This is a genomic window from Gordonia sp. Z-3 (assembly GCF_036233855.1).
Lineage (GTDB): Bacteria > Actinomycetota > Actinomycetes > Mycobacteriales > Mycobacteriaceae > Gordonia > Gordonia tangerina.
In genome coordinates, this window is record NZ_JAZARS010000011.1 from 50,359 (window position 1) to 67,120 (window position 16,762).

Genomic DNA, 16,762 nt, shown 5'->3' on the forward strand with positions numbered 1-16,762 from the left:
GGTTCCCGCGCGCCCGGTGATCATTCGCGCGTGAAATTTCACGCGCGAATGATCGATAGGTGCGCGAGTAGGTGTACGCCGCTCAGACCCCCAACACACCCTTCATCAGATACGCCATCTGAGCCCCGAACTCGGGTCGATGGACGCCGCGCCGCATGCGGATCGCGTCGTTCACGACCGAAAGGGACGCGTGCACGTCGATGGCCGCGCGTTCGCGCGTCAGCTCAGGTTGCGCCTGGGTGAGCAGGTCCACCCAGCGAGCCACATAGCGGCGCTGGATGTCGATCAGGTCATGCGCCGTCGGCTGGCCGGCCAGTGCATAGGAGTTGTTGAACGACACGGACAGATCCGGGGTGGAGGTGATCACGTTCACATACGAGTCGACCAGCAGCGCAAGCAGTTTGGCCGGGTCGGAGGTGGACGCATAGGCGGCCATCACGCCGGCTTCGAGGCGGGTGGCGCTGCGCTGACCGATGCCGGCGAGGATCGCCATCTTGGAACTGAAGTGCTTGTACACGCTGGGCCCGGTGATACCCACGGCGGCGCCGATGTCGTCGACGCCGACGCCGCTGTACCCGCGCTCGGCGAACAGCGCCGCGGCGGCATCCAGGATCTCATCGCGTCGGGTGGGTATGCCGGCGCCCGGAGGTGGCAGCGGGGGCAGGGGTGGCGCCGTGGCCGGTCGCAGGACGATCACCCGCCGCACCAACAGATCGACCTCCTCGAGCGATCGCGTTGTCGAGAGTCGGGTGTTGTGCACCGACAGGCTGCCCGCCACACTCAGCACCGCCCACGCCAGGGTGACCGCCTCCCGTTCGGCGAGGTCGGTTCCCTCGGCCAGCGCCGCGCCCCAGCGGTGCAGGATCGCGCGGGTGCGCAGGACCACCTCGCGGTTCTGTTCGTCGGTGAGATGTTGGCTTGCCCAACGCCACAACGATGTCGACTGCGGGCGTCGTACCCCGAGCATGCAGACCGCTGCGATCAGGTCGTCGACCCGGGCATCGGGGTCGGCCATCGCGCGACCGGTGCAGGCCTCGAGGTCGTCGACGCCGGCGAGTACCGCGGCCGCCAACAGGGCCTGCTTGTCGTCGAAATGCCGGTACACCGACGGCGCCGTGACCCCTGCGGCCCGCGCGATGTCGGCCAGCGACACCTGGGTGTACCCGCGGTCGGCGAACAGCACGGCGGCCTGCTCGATGAGCTGGCTCTTGCGGTCGGCCGGACGGGTGCGCCGGGTGGGTTTCTCGGTAGGCATGGTGAATCGACCATAGCGCATATTTAGCGATGCAAGTGAGTCCCTGACCACCGCCTATAGCCAAACAAGTTATTCCGCGTTAGCCTGGGAAAGTAACCACACATGGTTCATGCGAAAGGAACACTCAATCGTGGCTGATCAAGCATTCATCTACGAGGCGATCCGTACGCCCCGTGGCAAGCAGCGCGGCGGTTCGCTGCACAGCGTCAAGCCGGTCGACCTGGTGTCCGGGCTGATCGACGAGGTTCTCGCCCGGCACGGTTCCCTCGATCCGGCCGACATCAACGACGTCGTCCTCGGCGTGGTGTCGCCGGTGGGTGAGCAGGGTGCGGTCATCTCCCGCACCGCGGCCCTCAACAGCGGCCTGCCCGAGAGCGTCCCCGGCACCCAGATCAACCGCTTCTGCGCCTCCGGCCTGGAAGCCACGAACCTCGCCGCCGCCAAGGTCGCGTCGGGCTTCGACGATCTCGTTCTGGCCGGTGGTGTCGAGGCGATGTCGCGCGTGCCGATGGGTAGCGACGGCGGAGCTTTGTTCACCGACCCGACGACCGCGTACGACAACTACATCGTCCCGCAGGGCATCGGCGCCGATCTGATCGCCACCCTCGAGGGCTTCAGCCGCGAAGACGTCGACGCCTACGCGGCCGAGTCGCAGGCCCGCGCCGAGAAGGCTTGGACCAGTGGCTACTTCGCCAAGTCGGTGGTACCGGTCCGCGACATCAACGGCGTCATCGTGCTCGATCACGACGAGCATCGCCGTCCGGGCTCGACCGTCGAGAGCCTCGGCAAGCTCAAGGCTGCCTTCCAGGCGCTGGCCGACATGGCCGGCTTCGACGATGTGGCGCTGCAGAAGTACCACAACGTCGAGAAGATCAACCACGTCCACACCGGCGGCAACAGCTCCGGCATCGTCGACGGCTCCGGCCTGGTGCTGCTCGGTAGCGAAGAGGCCGGCAAGCGCAACGGTCTGACCCCGCGTGGCCGCATCGTCACCTTCGCCGAGATCGGCTCCGAGCCAACCATCATGCTCACCGGCCCGACCCCGGCCACCGAGCTGGCGCTGAAGAAGGCCGGTCTGACCGTCGACGACATCGACGTCTTCGAGCTCAACGAGGCGTTCGCGTCGGTCGTCATGAAGTGGATGAAGGATCTGAAGATCCCGCACGAGAAGGTCAACGTCAACGGTGGCGCCATCGCCATGGGTCACCCGCTCGGTGCGACCGGCGCGATGATCTTCGGCACCTGCCTCGACGAGCTCGAGCGCACTGGCGGCCGCTACGGCCTGGTCACCCTGTGCATCGGCGGCGGCATGGGTGTCGCGACCATCATCGAGCGTCTCTGACCTTCCACTTCACAGAAAGAACTCTTCAAACACCATGAGTGACAACATGTTCAATTGGGAGAAGGACGCCGACGGGGTCGTTGTCCTGACCATGGACGACCCGAACCAGGGCGCCAACACCATGAACGACCTGTTCATGACCTCGCTGCCGACCATCGTCGAGCGCCTCGAGGCCGAGAAGGACGACATCACCGGTGTCGTGCTCACCTCGGCCAAGAAGACCTTCTTCGCCGGCGGCGACCTGAAAGACATGAGCAGCGACCGCGGCTCGCAGTCGAAGGAAGAGATCGCCACCGCGATCACCGAGCGCACCAACGCCATGAAGAAGGTCATGCGGCGCCTCGAGACCCTCGGCAAGCCGGTCGTCTCCGCGATCAACGGTGCCGCGCTCGGCGGTGGCCTGGAGATCGCGCTGCACACCCACTACCGCATCGCAGCCGATGTCAAGGGTGTCCAGATCGGTCTGCCCGAGGCAACTCTCGGCCTGTTGCCCGGTGGCGGTGGCGTGGTCCGTACCGTGCGTCTGCTCGGTATCCAGAATGCGCTGATGGGTGTGCTGCTGCAGGGGCAGCGGTTCAACCCGACCAAGGCCAAGGAGACCGGACTGGTCGACGAGGTCGTCGGCTCCATCGAGGAACTGATCCCGGCCGCCAAGGCATGGATCAAGGAGAATCCGGAAGCCGCGCAGCCGTGGGACAAGAAGGGCTACAAGATCCCGGGTGGTGCTCCCACCAACCCGGCGTTCGCCCAGAACCTGCCGGCACTGCCGGCGTTGCTGCGCAAGCAGATCAAGGGCGCCAACATGCCGGCTCCGCGCGCCATCCTGGCCGCCGCCGTCGAAGGTGCCTACGTCGACGTCGACACCGCCGACATCATCGAGACCCGCTACTTCGTCTCGCTGGTGACCGGTCAGGTCGCGCAGAACATGATCAAGGCGTTCTTCTTCGACCTGCAGCACATCAACGGTGGCGGCTCGCGCCCCGAGGGAATCGAGAAGTACACCGCCAAGAAGGTCGGTGTGATCGGCGCAGGCATGATGGGTGCCGCGATCGCCTACGTATCGGCCAAGGCCGGCATGGAGGTCGTGCTCAAGGACATCGACCTCGACGCCGCCAAGAAGGGCAAGGGCTACTCCGAGAAGCTCGAGGAGAAGGCACTCGCCAAGGGCAAGACCACCCAGGAGAAGAGCGACGCGCTGCTCGGCCGGATCCACCCGACCGTCGACGCCGCCGATTTCAAGGGTGTCGACCTGGTCATCGAAGCCGCCTTCGAGTCGGTTGACGTGAAGCACAAGGTCTTCCAGGAGATCGAGGACATCGTCGAGCCGGACGCCATCCTGGGTTCCAACACCTCGACCCTGCCGATCACCAGCCTCGCGCAGGGGGTCAAGCGGCAAGAGGACTTCATCGGCATCCACTTCTTCTCGCCGGTGGACAAGATGCCGCTGGTGGAGATCATCCGCGGTGAGAAGACCTCGGATGAGGTGCTGGCCAAGGTCATCGACTACACGCTGCAGATTCGTAAGACCCCGATCGTGGTCAACGACAGCCGCGGCTTCTTCACCAGTCGTGTCATCGGCACCTTCGTCAACGAGGCGATCGCGGCCGTCGGCGAGGGTGTGGACCCGGTCTTCATCGAGCATGCAGGTTCGCAGGCCGGCTACCCGGCGCCGCCGCTGCAGCTGATGGACGAGCTGACCCTGACTCTGCCGCAGAAGATCCGCAAGGAGACCGAGGCGGCGCTCAAGGCCGAGGGCAAAGAGATCCCGCAGCACGGCAGCAACGCCGTCGTCGACTGGATGGTCGAGAACGGCCGCACCGCCCGCAAGGACGGCAAGGGCTTCTACGATTACGACGAGAAGGGCAAGCGCACCGGCCTGTGGCCGGGACTGCGTGAGCAGTTCAACTCGGGCAGCAAGCAGATCCCGTTCGAGGACATGAAGGAGCGCATGCTCTTCGCGGAGGCACTCGAAACGGTGAAGTGCTTCGACGAGGGCGTGCTCACCTCTGTGCCCGACGCCAACATCGGTTCGATCTTCGGAATCGGCTTCCCGGCGTGGACCGGCGGTGTCATCCAGTACATCAACCAGTACGAGGGCGGCCTGCAGGGCTTCGTCGACCGTGCCAAGGACCTGGCGTCCAAGTACGGCAAGAACTTCGAGCCACCGCAGAGCCTGGTGGACAAGGCCGCCCGTGGCGAAAAGTTCTAGGGGCGAGAAGTTCTGAGCTGACCTCAGCTGACGAAAGGGGCCCCGACCGGATTCGATCCGGTCGGGGCCCTTTCGCTGTGCTGGCTGCCACGATGCATCTGGGTGCGGCGACAAATGCGTTGCGCGATCACGGCCACCGTGGCAGAGTTCTGCGTCGGCATCGGGAGAGCAGTCGAGAGCGGGGTACCGCGATCATGTTCTGCGCGTGTGATTCCCGACGTCTACTGCATGGCAAAGGATTGACGTCCTCGAGGTTCGAGTCCTCACTCGGCGTCGCCCCCGGGAGCACGGACGTGATCGGTCCAGCGGCCACCGTCGCATGTCGACGACAGGGCCCCACCGATCGGTCCGCCCGCGGGCGGCGTCCCGCCAGGCAGGCCGATCAACAACACCGAATACCGAAGCGACATGTCTTGCAACGCAATGGAAAGGAGGCTCGCCATGTCCATTTTCAACCGTATGTCCGTCGATCCCGGCTGCGTCGTCCTCGAGTATCGGGGCGGCTCGCTGTCGCGAGTCCTCCAGACGGGCAGCTACTCGCCGCGATCAGATGCTCAGTACCGGGTCGTCGACCTGCGTGAGCGGCTCGTACCTGTTGCGCTGCAGGAGGTGTTGACGTCTGACGCCATGTCGGTGCGTGTATCGATGACGCTACGAATGGTCGTCACCGACGCGGTGGCGTTCACTGAGCGTGCCGTTGACCCGATTGCGTCGGTATACCTGGCCACCCAGATTGCGCTTCGTGCGGCGACGGCGTCGGTGAGTGCCGACGACCTGATCCGGCGCGGCGATGCGCTGGACACCGGGGCCATCCGATCGGCCGCGTCGGCGGCGGGAACCGAGGTCGGCCTCCAGGTGCGCGACGTGGTGGTGAAGGACATCGTGGTGCCGGCTGAGGTCCGTGCTGCGGCGCTCGAAGTGATCACCGCGAAGTCGCGCGGTCTGGCGAAGCTGGAGGCGGCGCGTGCGGAGACGGCGGCGCTGCGTTCGCTGGCGAACGCCGGTCGTCTGCTCGACGCGCACCCGGCGCTGGCTCAGTTGCGGCTGATCCAAGCGGTTCCGTATGGGTCGCGGGTCGTGCTGTCGGTTGACGGCGCGGACGTGCCGGCGGCCGCTGAGTAGGTGGGTGGGCGCGTATCGAGGTTGCTTGCGTGGTCTCGATCCGCGCCTCGCCTAGCGGCTCGGCGCTACTCGACCGGCGGATTGCGTAGCGGCTCGGCGATACTCGACCGGCGAAAAGAGTTGCGGCTCGGCGCTACTCGACCAGCGGATTGCGTAGCGGCTCGGCGATACTCGACCGGCAGATTGGATGCGGCTCGCTGCTACTTGACCGGCGAGTTGAGCTAGCGCAGCAGGAATGCGCGCACCGCCGACTCGAAAGCCTCCTTGGCCTCGATCATCACCCAGTGCCCGCACTTGGGGAACACGTGCAACTCGGCGTCGGGGATCAGCCGCATCGGCACCATCGCCATGTCGGGTGGGCTGACACGATCGTCGCGGCCCCACGTCAACAAGGTGGGGCAGGCGACCTTGTGCATCATCGACCAGTAGGGCGGGGTGTCGGAGGCGGCCATGAACTGCTGCTGCATCTCGAACGCCGCCGACCCGTACATCATCTGTGCGGTCTTCTGGGCGTCTGGATGGATCGCGGCCTGCCAGCGTTCTTCGATGAGTTCCTCGGTGACGAGCTCGCGGTCGTAGACCATCGCCGAGAGCCAGCGAACCAGCTTGTCGCGATCCGGGTCGTCGGTGAACTCCTGTAGGAGCTTGAGCCCTTCGCTGGGGCTCGGGCTGAACACGTTGGGTCCGACGCCGCCGATGGTGACCAGTTTCTCCACGCGGTCGGGTTTCTTGATGGCGAGGTTGACGCCGACGACACCTCCCATCGAGTTGCCGATCATCGGGGCGGACTCGATGTCGAGGGCGTCCATGAACCGGATCACCGACGACCCGGCGGTCAGCACCGGATGGCCCTCGACGGGGTCGCTGACGCCGAAGCCGGGGAACTCGATGACGTAGCAGTGATGGGTCTGTGCGAAGAAGCCGAGGTTGCCGCGGTAGTTGCGCCAGCCGGTCACGCCCGGCCCCGAGCCGTGCAGCAACACCAGCGGTGGGGCGGAAGGATCGCCGGCCTCGTGATAGCGGATCGTGCCCTGATCGGTCGAGAGTTCGCGCTTGGTCGCGTCGTAGGTGACATCCACGAGATCAGGGTAGAACGTGTTCTAGTTTGTTGTCACGGGGGCTTCGTGACGCGACGGGCTCGCACGCCCGCGCGCTGGTACTCCCCGAGCCGGGGGCGCGTGTCCGTCCGGATCACCGGTGGGCCGGGTCGGGTGGATTATCCAATCGACGGCGGCGAGTGGTGATGCTCGCGGACATTCGGGTCGGGGCTCACCGCCCCATCGCGGCCGCGTCCTCTTCCCCGAACTGTTCCTCGAGGGTCTCTGGCGAGTAGTCGAGGTCGATCTCGGCGACGGGCCGGCCGCGCGCGGATTCGATGGCGCTCAGGCGGCGCTGTCCGCGGTCGGCCGCGTAGACGAGAAACTCGTTGTTGTCGAGTCCGAAGGGCTGTTCGTCGAACTGTTCGTTGACCCAGTTGATCATGCCCAGGGCCAGCGGCATGAGTTCTTCCATGCGGCCGGTGACCACATCCCACAGCGAGTCGTCGGCGGCCACGTGGCGTCGGCAGGTGAACGTTCCCCACGCCATGTGTCTGCGTTCGTCGTTGCCGATGAACTTGATGAGCGTCTGCATGCCCGGAAAGATCTGATGCCGCGCACACACCGTCTGCCACGCGTAGTAGCCGGTGAGTGCCAGGCTGCCCTCGATGACGTGGTTGTAGGTGACGCTCGCGCGAACCTGGTTTCGTGGGGAGGGGTCGTTGTCCAAGGCGTGTAGTGAGGCCGGGAGTTCGTCGTAGAACAGTTGTCGGTAGTACGGGTTGTCGGCGACAAAGGACTGCAGATCCCCGTTCAGGCCGACCGCGTCCATCCACCGCCGGAAGACCTGGGTGTGCTTGGCCTCCTCGAAGCAGAACTGGGTCAGGTACATCTCATCGCCGAAGCGGCCTTCGTCGGCCATCGCCTTCATGAACGGCTGGATGTCCTGGGTGACGGCTTCCTCGCCGGCGATGAACTGGCTCACCAGATAGGTTGTGCTGCGTCGTTGCTCGTCGGTGATCTCGGTCCAGTCCTGGGCGTCGCGACCGAAGTCGATGGCGGCCGGATCCCAGAACCGGGCATTGCCTTTGACGAAGAGCCGCAACGGGAACGAGTCCCAGTTGAGGCCTCCGCTGCGCAGGGACGCGAAGTCGGTGCGTCCCTGCGTGGTGTGGTCGGCGAGAGTCATGGAGATCACCAGCTAACTATCGTTCGAATCCGATGAATCGACGCTAGTCGGCGTGGCGGACGGGCGTACTGGTTTCTGTGAACTCTCAGGTCGCTGTTTGGTTTCGACGCATCGCCAGCGGCGGTCGCCACCGGTCGACCGCCACGCGGAGAGTTGCCAAATCGTCAGCGCGACAACGCACTCGGCCACCACACCCGCTTGCCGATGTCCAGCGTCAGGGCCGGCACGAGCAGTGTGCGCACGATGAGCGTGTCCACGAGGACGCCGAAGGCGACGAGGAAGGCGATCTGGGCCAGGAACAGCAACGGGATCACCGCCAGTGCCGCGAAGGTCGCGGCCAGTACGACGCCCGCCGATGTGATCACACCGCCGGTGGCCGTCAATCCGCGCAACATGCCGTCGCGGGTGCCGTGGGTCAGTGCTTCTTCGCGGACACGCGTCATCAGGAAGATGTTGTAGTCGATGCCGAGGGCGACCAAGAAGACGAACGCGAACAACGGGACCACCGGGTCGGCGCCGGCGAAGTCGAACAGGCCGTTGAACACCAGCGCCCCGACGCCGAGGGTCGCCGCGAACGAGATCACCGTCGTGGCCAGCAGCAGGACCGGAGCGGCGATGCTGCGTAGCAGCAGCATGAGCACCACCAGGACCACCACCAGCACGATGGGGATGATCAGGTTGCGGTCGTGGATCGCGGTGGTCCGGGTGTCGAGGTCGATGGCGGTGGTGCCACCCACCAAGGCGTCGGCGTCAGGAATCGGATGCACGGCGTCGCGGATCGCAACCACGGTGTCCTGTGCGGCCAGCGAGTCGGCGGTGTCGGTGAGGGTCGCCTGCACCGCGACCTTTCCGTCGACGACGGTCGGGTTGCCGCCATCCTGCACGAGTTCGGCCGAGGCCACGCCGTCGACGCCGCGGACCGCGTCGAGCACCGCGGTGCCCTGCGGTGCATCGGCGATGATCCAGGTGGGCGAACCGCTGCCGGCGTCGAAATGCTGGGCCTGGATTTCGGCGCCCTCCACCGAATCCACCGATCCGAGGAAGTAATCGGTCTGGGCGACGCCGTCGGCCTTGAATGTCGGGGCGAATGCGGCACCGATGAGTAGCACCACCAGGGTGCCGATCCAGATGGCACGCGGGCGTGTGGCGACGCGGTCGGCGATCGCTGCCCAGAAACGGTGCGTGCTGCTCGGCTCGGAGGAGTCTGTGTGTTTCGGCGCCAACGGCCAGAACGCGGTGCGGCCGAGCAAAGCGAGCGCCGCCGGCAAGAACGTCATCGATGCGACGAATGATGCGGCGATCCCGATCGCGGCGACCGGCCCGAGGCTCTTATTGGAGTTCAGGTCGGAGAACAGCAGGCACAACACCCCGAGAATGACGGTGCCGGCCGACGCACTGACCGGCTCGATGGTGCCGCGCCAGGCGGCGCGGATCGAGGCGTACTTGTCGTCGTTGTGGGTCAGTTCCTCGCGGAACCGGGACACCAGCAGCAGCGCGTAGTCGGTGGCGGCGCCGAAGACCAGGATGAACAGGATGCCCTGGCTCTGGCCGTTGAGTTCCAGGATGTCGCCCGAGGCGAGCAGATACACCAGCCCCGATGCGAGGCCGAGCGCGAAGATCGCGGAGATGATCACCACAAACGGCAGGATCGGGCTGCGGTAGACGACGAACAGGATGAGCATCACCACGACGCCCGCGACCAGCAGCAACAGCCCGTCGATCCCGGCGAATGCCTCGCCGAGGTCGGCGATCTGGCCGGCCGGTCCGGTGACCAGGACCGTCAGTCCCTCTGGTGGTGACGCGAGGGCGTTGCGAAGATCCTCGACATGGTCGGCGGGTTCACCTTCGGCCGCGATAGGGATGAACATCTGCGCTGCCTGACCGTCCTGCGACGGGATCGGCGGCGAGAATTCCGGCCCGAAGCCTTCCGTGCCGGCCAGGGGCGCGGTGGCCGTGGTGAGGAACTCGGTGTCGGCAGGCGTCAGACCGGACGGCCGTTCGGCGATCACGATCGCCGGCACGGTGTCGGAGTCGGTGAAGCCGGCGAGCATGTCGTTGACCTCGGTGGACTCCGCCGACGCGGGGAGGAACGCGCTGTTGTCGTTGGTGGCGACCGAGGAGAGTTTGCCTGCGTAGGGACCGGTGACACCTCCGATGACAAGCCAACCGAGGAGAAGGAGTGCGGGGATCAGCCAGCGGAGCCGGGGCGTGGTCGCCATGGCTTCATGTCTACACGTTCGCGATCTCCGCGAGGACGACCAGTCGGACAGGCACCGAGCTAACGCTCGATACGTACGCCCAAACTTGAACTGTCACAACGAGAGTAACGATTTCGTATGCGCGGTGATGCATATAAGGCAACGATGTGAACCAGATCGCACAACGCTGTCCAACGAAAGGGGTGCGCATGAAGACCAAGGGGGCAATTCTCCGGAATCCGGGCGAGAAGTGGCAGATCGAGGAGTTCGAGCTCGGTGATCCGGTAGCCGGTGAAGTGCAGGTCAAGCTGGTCAGCTCGGGCCTGTGTCACTCCGATCACCACCTGCGGACGGGCGACACCCCGGCCCCGATGCCGGTGCTCGGTGGCCACGAAGGCGCGGGTGTGGTGACCAAGGTGGGGCCCGGTGTCACCAACCTCAAGGAGGGTGACCACGTGGTCACCGCCTTCATTCCGGCCTGCGGGGTGTGTGATCCGTGCTCACGGGGCGATCAGAACTTCTGCGACGAGGGTGCTCGCCTGTTGACGGGGTTGTCCATCGCTGATGACACCCATCGCGCGCACACCACCGACGGGCAGGGCCTCACTCAGATGTGCCTGTTGGGCACCTTCGCGCCCTACATCACTGTCAACCAGGCGTCCCTCGTCAAAATCGAAGAGGACATTCCCCTGCAGACCGCTGCACTGCTCGGTTGCGGGGTGGCCACCGGATGGGGGTCGGCGGTGGAGATCGGCGGCACGCATGCCGGCGATATCGTCGTGGTGGTCGGCGTCGGCGGCGTCGGTATCAACTCCGTTCAGGGTGCGGCCGCTGCGGGTGCCCGGATCGTCGCGGCGGTGGACCCCGTGCCCTTCAAGCGCCAGATGGCCGAGAAGATGGGGGCCACCCACACCTTCGAGTCCATGGAAGAGGCGCTACCCGTCCTCGGCGAGATCAGCTGGGGCAAGATGGCCAACACCACCATCCTCACGGTCGGTGAGATCGACGGATCAATGATCCAGCCCGCACTGAGTCTGACCGGTAAGGGTGGTCAGGTCATCGTGACCGGCATGGGCAACTTCTCGTCCATGGACGCCCAGATGAACCTGTTCGAGCTCACGCTGCTGCAGAAGCGGGTGCAGGGTGCCATCTTCGGTGGCGCCAGCCCGCGTACCCAGGTGCCGACACTGCTCAACGAGTACCGCGCCGGCAAGCTGAATCTGAGCGATTTGGTGACCAACACCTACCGACTCGATCAGATCAACGAGGCCTACGATGACATGTTGGAGGGCAACAACATCCGCGGCATGATCGTCTACGGCGACGACGACTACTGAGTTCTTTGATTCCGTAGTACGAACACGCGAAGTTTCGCGTGTTCGTACTACGGAATCGCTCAGCGATTCACACGAGCGTTGACCAGCACGTTGAGGAATCGGATGCCCAGGCCGAGGAGGGCGAGGGTGCTCACCATCTGGATCGACACGGCCACTCGCGCCCCCTGTGACACCGCGGAGATGTCGCCGAAGCCGGTGGTGGTGAACACCGTCAGGCAGAAGTAGAGCGCGTCGATCCGGGTGAGCTGGGTGCTCATGCTGCCGTGGGCGTATTCGGAGAACAGGAAATACACGGTGGCGAAGCCGACGATGTAAAACGCCGCGATGGCCACCAGCATCTCCACCGCGGTGGCGACCGGGTACGGCGATCGGATGAAGTGCCGGATCTCCCACGCACAGAAAGCCATCAGGAGAAGTGCGCCGACGATCAGGCCGAGATAGTTGACCGAGCTCTCCTTGTTGATCGGCAATGCGAAGTAGCCGATCAACAGAAGTACCGCGGCGGCGATCGGCCGGATGATCGCCGCCGCGACCTGACGTCGGCCGACGTTTCTGCGTGCGTCGGCGAGGTCCCCCAATTCCTGCGCCACCGGCTCTACCAGATCCGGACGCGCTCGGACTCGTCGAGATAAAGTGCGTCGCCGGGCGTTACATCGAAGGCGCTGTAGAACGCGTCGATGTTGCGGACCACTCCGTTGCAGCGGAACTCCGGCGGTGAGTGTGGGTCGATGGACAGTCGACGGATCGCCTCTGCGTCACGGGTTTTGGTGCGCCAGATCTGCGCCCAGCTGAAGAACACCCGCTGCTCGCCACTGAGTCCGTCGATGACCGGCGGTGTGGTCCCCTCGGTGGCGAGCCGATAGGCGACCAATGCGATCGACAGGCCGCCGAGGTCGCCGATGTTCTCACCAATGGTGAACTCGCCGTTCACCTTGTACTGCTCGTCTAGGCCGACCGGGGTGAACGCGCCGTACTGATCGATCAGTTTGCCTGTGCGGGCCGAGAACTCGGTACGGTCCTGGTCGGTCCACCAGTCCACCAGGTTGCCATCGCCGTCGTACTTTGCGCCCTGGTCGTCGAAGCCGTGGCCGATCTCGTGACCGATCACCGCGCCGATGCCGCCGTAGTTGGCCGCGTCGTCGGCATCCGGATCGAAGAACGGCGGCTGCAGAATGGCTGCCGGGAAGACGATCTCGTTCATCCCGGGGTTGTAGTAAGCGTTCACCGTCTGCGGGGTCATGAACCACTCGTCGTGATCCACCGGCTGCCCGATCTTGGCGAACTCCCGGTCCTGCTCGAAGGAGGATGCGCGAGCGACATTCCCGATCAGATCACCGCGGTCCACGGTGAGTGCGTCGTAGTCACGCCACTTCGCGGGGAAGCCGATCTTCGGCGTGAACTTCTCCAGCTTCGTCAGCGCCTTCTCGCGGGTGGCCGGGGTCATCCACTCGAGCTCGGTGATGTTGCGACGGTAGGCGGCAACCAGATTATTGATCAACTCGTCCATCCGGGCTTTCGCCTCGGGACCGAAATGCTTGTCCACGTAGAGCTTTCCGACCGCGAAGCCCATCGCGTCCTCGACGAACCCGACGCCGCGCTTCCACCGGTCGCGGATGGTCTCGGCGCCGGTCAGCGTGCGGCCGTAGAAGTCGAAGTTCTCGTCGACGAAGTCGGCGGACAGGTACGGGGCCGCGGAGTGCAACAGTTTCCAGGTGAGCCAGGTCTTCCACTCGTCGAGTGGCCGGGCGGCAATCAATTCGCCTGCGCCGGTGACGAACGACGGCTGACCCACGACCAACTCGGCGAACGTCGAATCGCTGCTGGTGCCCAGTCCGCCGAGCCAGGTCGACACATCGAAGGCCCTGGCCGCGTCGGCGAAATCGGCAAACGTCAGAAGGTTGTAGGTCTTCTCGGCGTCGCGGCGCGCCACCACATCCCAATGGTGACTCGCCAGGGCGGTCTCGAGGTCGAGAACCGTCCGGGCACGGGACTCGGAATCGTCGATACCGGCGAGTGCGAACATCCGGCCCACATGTGCGGTGTAGGCGTCACGTGTCTCGGCGTGCTTGTCCTCGCGGTAGTAGGACTCGTCGGGCAGGCCTAGCCCGGACTGTACGACGTGGACCAGGTAGCGGTCGGACTGTTTGGCGTCGGTGTCCACGTAGAGGCCGAACAGGCCGCCGACGCCGTGGCGTTGGAGGCGCCCGATGCGCAGGCTGAGGTCGTCGGTCGAGGCGATGGCCGCGATCTTGTCGAGTTCGCCGCGGATCGGCCCGATGCCCAGGGCGTCGATGTGGTCGGTGTCCATGAACGATGCGTAGAGGTCACCGATCTTCTGCGCGTCCGAACCACTCAGCGCGTCGGCATCGGCGCATTCGGTGATGATGTCGCGCACGTTCTCCTCGGCGCGATCGCGTAGCACGTGGAAGGCGCCGTCGAGTGAGCGATCCTCCGGGATCACGTGGCTTTCCAGCCACTTGCCGTTCACGTGGGCGAACAGGTCGTCCTGGACGCGGACGTCGTCGTCCACCCAGCTGAGATCAATACCGGAAACCTGCGAGGTGTCAGTCTGCGAAGCGGTCACCCGTCCATCCTGTCATCGCAACCTCGATTCGTCAGCCTGCTCACCTACGGTGGTGGTATGGGCAACAACACCGAGACCAGCACCTACGACGTCGTCGTGATCGGTGGCGGTCCCGTCGGGGAGAACGCCGCCGACTACGCCATCCGGGGCAGCGACCGCACCGCGGTGATCATCGAGCACCAACTCGTCGGCGGTGAGTGCTCCTACTGGGCGTGTATGCCGAGCAAGGGCCTCCTCGGCCCCGGTGCGGCATTGGCGGCCGCGGCCGCGCTGCCGGGTGCACGGGAACGTCTGTCCGGAGTGGCGCCGGAACCGTCGGCGGTACTCGCCCGCCGCGACGCCATCACCGGCGGGCGAGACGACAGCTCCCAAGTGGAGTGGGCGCAGGGCGCGGGGATCGACGTGATCCGCGGGCACGGGCGAATCGTCGGCGAGCGGGTGATGGCCGTGGGGGATCGCCGCATCCATGCCCGCGAAGCCGTCGTGATCGCGACCGGCAGCACTGCGTCGATCCCACCGATCGACGGGCTGCGCGAGTCGTTGCCGTGGACGTCGCGGGATGCAACCAACCTCGTCGACATCCCGGAACGCATCGTGGTGCTCGGGGGCGGAGTCGTGGCCTGCGAGGCGGCCACCTGGCTGCTGGACCTGGGCGTGCGTGAGCTGACGATGGTGGTGCGCGGCAACCGGCTGCTGCCGAAGAGCGAACCGTTCGTCGGCGAGATGGTCGCCGGGGCGCTCACCGATCGGGGTGTCGACATCCGGTTCGGGACCGAGATCGACCGTGTCGAACGGCGCGATGTTGCAGATACGGGATATGGCCGCCTGCACGGAGGTCCGGCGCGGGTGATGTTGCGGAGCTCCGGCGACATCCTCGACGTCGACGAGATCCTGGTCGCTGCCGGGCGTGCTCCGGCCACCGAGGGCCTCGGGCTCGACGCGATCGATCTGCCCGACAGCGGACCGATCGTGGTCGACGACCATCTGATCGTGTCCGGTCATCCGTGGCTCTATGCCGTCGGTGACGTCAACGGACGGGTGGCGCTGACACATATGGGCAAGTACCAGGCGCGCGTCGCCGGAGACGTGATCGCTGCGCGGGCCGAGGGACGCAACCTCGACAGCTCGCGGTATTCGGCGTTCGCCGATCATTCCGCGGTTCCGCAGGTGGTGTTCACCCGGCCGGAGGTTGCCGCGGTCGGTCTCACCGAGCAGCAGGCACGCGACCGCGGCATCGACGTCACGGTTGCCGACATGGACCTCGCGGTCGCGGGCACATATTTGCTGGACCCCGACTACTCCGGGCAGGCGAAGCTGGTGATCGACCGGAGTCGCGACGTCATCATCGGTGCGACTTTTGTCGGTGCAGGCACCGCCGAGCTCGTGCATTCGGCGACCGTCGCGGTGGTCGGAGAGGTCACCCTCGATCGGTTGTGGCATGCGGTGCCGTCGTATCCGACGGTCAGCGAGATCTGGTTGCGGCTGCTGGAGTCGCTGCGCTGACGATGCTGTCGGCGAGATTTTGGGTTCCGTCGGCGAGAAACTGGGTTCTGTCGGCGAGAAACGGGGTTCTGTCGGCGGGGCGGCGGGGGATGCGGTGCCGACTCAGCCCATGAGTTCGCGCAGATCGCGGTCCATCACCCAGATGAGGATCTCTGCGTCACCGGCCGCCGATACTCGCACACCGCCGAGATCGCCGCCGCGGACCGCGTCGCCTTCGGCAAGCAGGTGCTCGCCAACTGTGGGTGATCCCTGGGTGACGAAGACATGGGTGAACCGGCCGCTGGGCAGTTCCACCGAGCTCGTGGCGTCGAGGCGGGCGGCGAATAAGGTGGCCGAGCGATTGGCGATGCGGATCGCCGAATCACGATTCGGATCCCCGGATGCAACCGGGACGAGACCTCCGGCGGTCAGCTCGTCGGAGATGTCGGCGGCGGCATAGGAGGGGGTCAGCCCGAACTCGTCGGGCATCACCCACATCTGTACGAACCGGACGGGTACGGTGCCGGCTCCGGGATGATCGGGCCAGGTGTCGTTGCGCTCCGAGTGCAGCACCCCGGTTCCGGCGCTCATCCGTTGTGCCAGACCGGGATAGACGATGCCCGAGTGGCCCTCCGAATCCTGGTGAACCAGTGCGCCGGACGTGACCCACGTGACGATTTCAGACTCGCGGTGCGCGTGTTGGTCAAAGCCCTGTAACGGAGTGACCACATCATCGTTATTCACCAACAGAGAGCCGTGATTTGTGTTGGATGGATCGTAGTGATCGCCGAAGGAGAAGCTGTGTCGGGACGTGAGCCAGTCGGTGGTGGTGACCGCGCGGTCGGCGGCCGGAATCACGGAGTAGACCATGACCCATTATGTGCCGCGAACGAACGTGTGGTATCGGCCACATCAATTGGGCTGCCTCGGGATCCCCGAGACCCGATCGTGACCCCTCGGATCCCCGAATGGAAGCGGACGGCATCGAAATCCAGTGTGACAAGAGT

Annotated in this window: 12 protein-coding genes; 5 read left to right on the forward strand and 7 right to left on the reverse strand. The window is 65.5% G+C overall.

Features of this window, described 5'->3' with window-relative positions; translation table 11 throughout:
* Nucleotides 1-82: 82 nt before the first annotated feature.
* Nucleotides 83-1,255: a TetR/AcrR family transcriptional regulator gene (locus tag VX037_RS14315; protein ID WP_266060757.1), complete on the reverse strand. Its 1,173-nt coding sequence runs from the start codon at nt 1,253-1,255 to the stop codon at nt 83-85.
* A gap of 130 nt (nt 1,256-1,385) precedes the next feature.
* Between VX037_RS14315 and VX037_RS14320 the strand changes: the two genes are divergently transcribed.
* From VX037_RS14320 to VX037_RS14330, 3 genes are all read left to right on the forward strand, one after another.
* The gene (locus tag VX037_RS14320) at nt 1,386-2,597 is read left to right on the forward strand and encodes an acetyl-CoA C-acetyltransferase (protein WP_235722843.1); all 1,212 of its coding nucleotides are present in this window, start codon (nt 1,386-1,388) and stop codon (nt 2,595-2,597) included.
* A gap of 34 nt (nt 2,598-2,631) precedes the next feature.
* Entirely contained in the window at nt 2,632-4,806 is a 2,175-nt protein-coding gene (locus tag VX037_RS14325) for a 3-hydroxyacyl-CoA dehydrogenase NAD-binding domain-containing protein (protein WP_287015165.1), read from the forward strand.
* 441 nt (nt 4,807-5,247) lie between these two features.
* Nucleotides 5,248-5,928: a slipin family protein gene (locus VX037_RS14330; RefSeq protein ID WP_266060760.1), complete on the forward strand. Its 681-nt coding sequence runs from the start codon at nt 5,248-5,250 to the stop codon at nt 5,926-5,928.
* 221 nt (nt 5,929-6,149) lie between these two features.
* Here VX037_RS14330 and VX037_RS14335 read toward each other — a convergent pair whose 3' ends face one another.
* The 3 genes from VX037_RS14335 to VX037_RS14345 all read right to left on the reverse strand — a co-directional run bounded on the left by VX037_RS14335 (nt 6,150) and on the right by VX037_RS14345 (nt 10,373).
* Nucleotides 6,150-7,007, reverse strand: a complete 858-nt coding sequence (locus VX037_RS14335) for an alpha/beta fold hydrolase (RefSeq protein ID WP_287015166.1) — start codon at nt 7,005-7,007, stop codon at nt 6,150-6,152.
* 190 nt (nt 7,008-7,197) lie between these two features.
* Nucleotides 7,198-8,154 carry a R2-like ligand-binding oxidase gene (locus VX037_RS14340; RefSeq protein WP_266060895.1) on the reverse strand — a complete coding sequence of 319 codons (957 nt, stop codon included), beginning with the start codon at nt 8,152-8,154 and terminating at the stop codon, nt 7,198-7,200.
* A 164-nt stretch (nt 8,155-8,318) separates the two neighbouring features.
* Nucleotides 8,319-10,373, reverse strand: coding sequence for an MMPL family transporter (locus VX037_RS14345; RefSeq protein ID WP_287015167.1), 2,055 nt, complete (start codon nt 10,371-10,373; stop codon nt 8,319-8,321).
* 188 nt (nt 10,374-10,561) lie between these two features.
* On the opposite strand from VX037_RS14345, the gene VX037_RS14350 reads away from it, so the two are divergent.
* Entirely contained in the window at nt 10,562-11,689 is a 1,128-nt protein-coding gene (locus tag VX037_RS14350; protein ID WP_328714727.1) for an NDMA-dependent alcohol dehydrogenase, read from the forward strand.
* Between the two features lie 59 nt (nt 11,690-11,748).
* On the opposite strand, the gene VX037_RS14355 is transcribed toward VX037_RS14350, so the two are convergent.
* Together VX037_RS14355 and VX037_RS14360 are read right to left on the reverse strand one after the other, a co-directional pair.
* Nucleotides 11,749-12,267 carry a potassium channel family protein gene (locus VX037_RS14355; RefSeq protein WP_268900060.1) on the reverse strand — a complete coding sequence of 173 codons (519 nt, stop codon included), beginning with the start codon at nt 12,265-12,267 and terminating at the stop codon, nt 11,749-11,751.
* A gap of 17 nt (nt 12,268-12,284) precedes the next feature.
* Nucleotides 12,285-14,273: a M13 family metallopeptidase gene (locus tag VX037_RS14360; protein WP_328714729.1), complete on the reverse strand. Its 1,989-nt coding sequence runs from the start codon at nt 14,271-14,273 to the stop codon at nt 12,285-12,287.
* A 57-nt stretch (nt 14,274-14,330) separates the two neighbouring features.
* Between VX037_RS14360 and VX037_RS14365 the strand changes: the two genes are divergently transcribed.
* Nucleotides 14,331-15,776 carry a dihydrolipoyl dehydrogenase family protein gene (locus VX037_RS14365; protein ID WP_328714730.1) on the forward strand — a complete coding sequence of 482 codons (1,446 nt, stop codon included), beginning with the start codon at nt 14,331-14,333 and terminating at the stop codon, nt 15,774-15,776.
* Nucleotides 15,777-15,878: 102 nt separating this feature from the next.
* On the opposite strand, the gene VX037_RS14370 is transcribed toward VX037_RS14365, so the two are convergent.
* A complete protein-coding gene (locus VX037_RS14370; RefSeq protein WP_235722829.1) occupies nt 15,879-16,625 on the reverse strand; it encodes a pirin family protein in 747 nt (248 codons plus the stop codon).
* Nucleotides 16,626-16,762: the final 137 nt, after the last annotated feature.

What these genes read in the sequence shown, in the direction of transcription:
- VX037_RS14345 (WP_287015167.1), bottom strand. Translation starts at nt 10,373, where the DNA reads ATGGCGACCACGCCCCGGCTCCGCTGGCTGATCCCCGCACTCCTTCTC.
- VX037_RS14365 (WP_328714730.1), top strand. Translation starts at nt 14,331, where the DNA reads ATGGGCAACAACACCGAGACCAGCACCTACGACGTCGTCGTGATCGGT.
- VX037_RS14370 (WP_235722829.1), bottom strand. Translation starts at nt 16,625, where the DNA reads ATGGTCTACTCCGTGATTCCGGCCGCCGACCGCGCGGTCACCACCACC.
- VX037_RS14315 (WP_266060757.1), bottom strand. Translation starts at nt 1,255, where the DNA reads ATGCCTACCGAGAAACCCACCCGGCGCACCCGTCCGGCCGACCGCAAG.
- VX037_RS14325 (WP_287015165.1), top strand. Translation starts at nt 2,632, where the DNA reads ATGAGTGACAACATGTTCAATTGGGAGAAGGACGCCGACGGGGTCGTT.
- VX037_RS14330 (WP_266060760.1), top strand. Translation starts at nt 5,248, where the DNA reads ATGTCCATTTTCAACCGTATGTCCGTCGATCCCGGCTGCGTCGTCCTC.
- VX037_RS14350 (WP_328714727.1), top strand. Translation starts at nt 10,562, where the DNA reads ATGAAGACCAAGGGGGCAATTCTCCGGAATCCGGGCGAGAAGTGGCAG.
- VX037_RS14340 (WP_266060895.1), bottom strand. Translation starts at nt 8,154, where the DNA reads ATGACTCTCGCCGACCACACCACGCAGGGACGCACCGACTTCGCGTCC.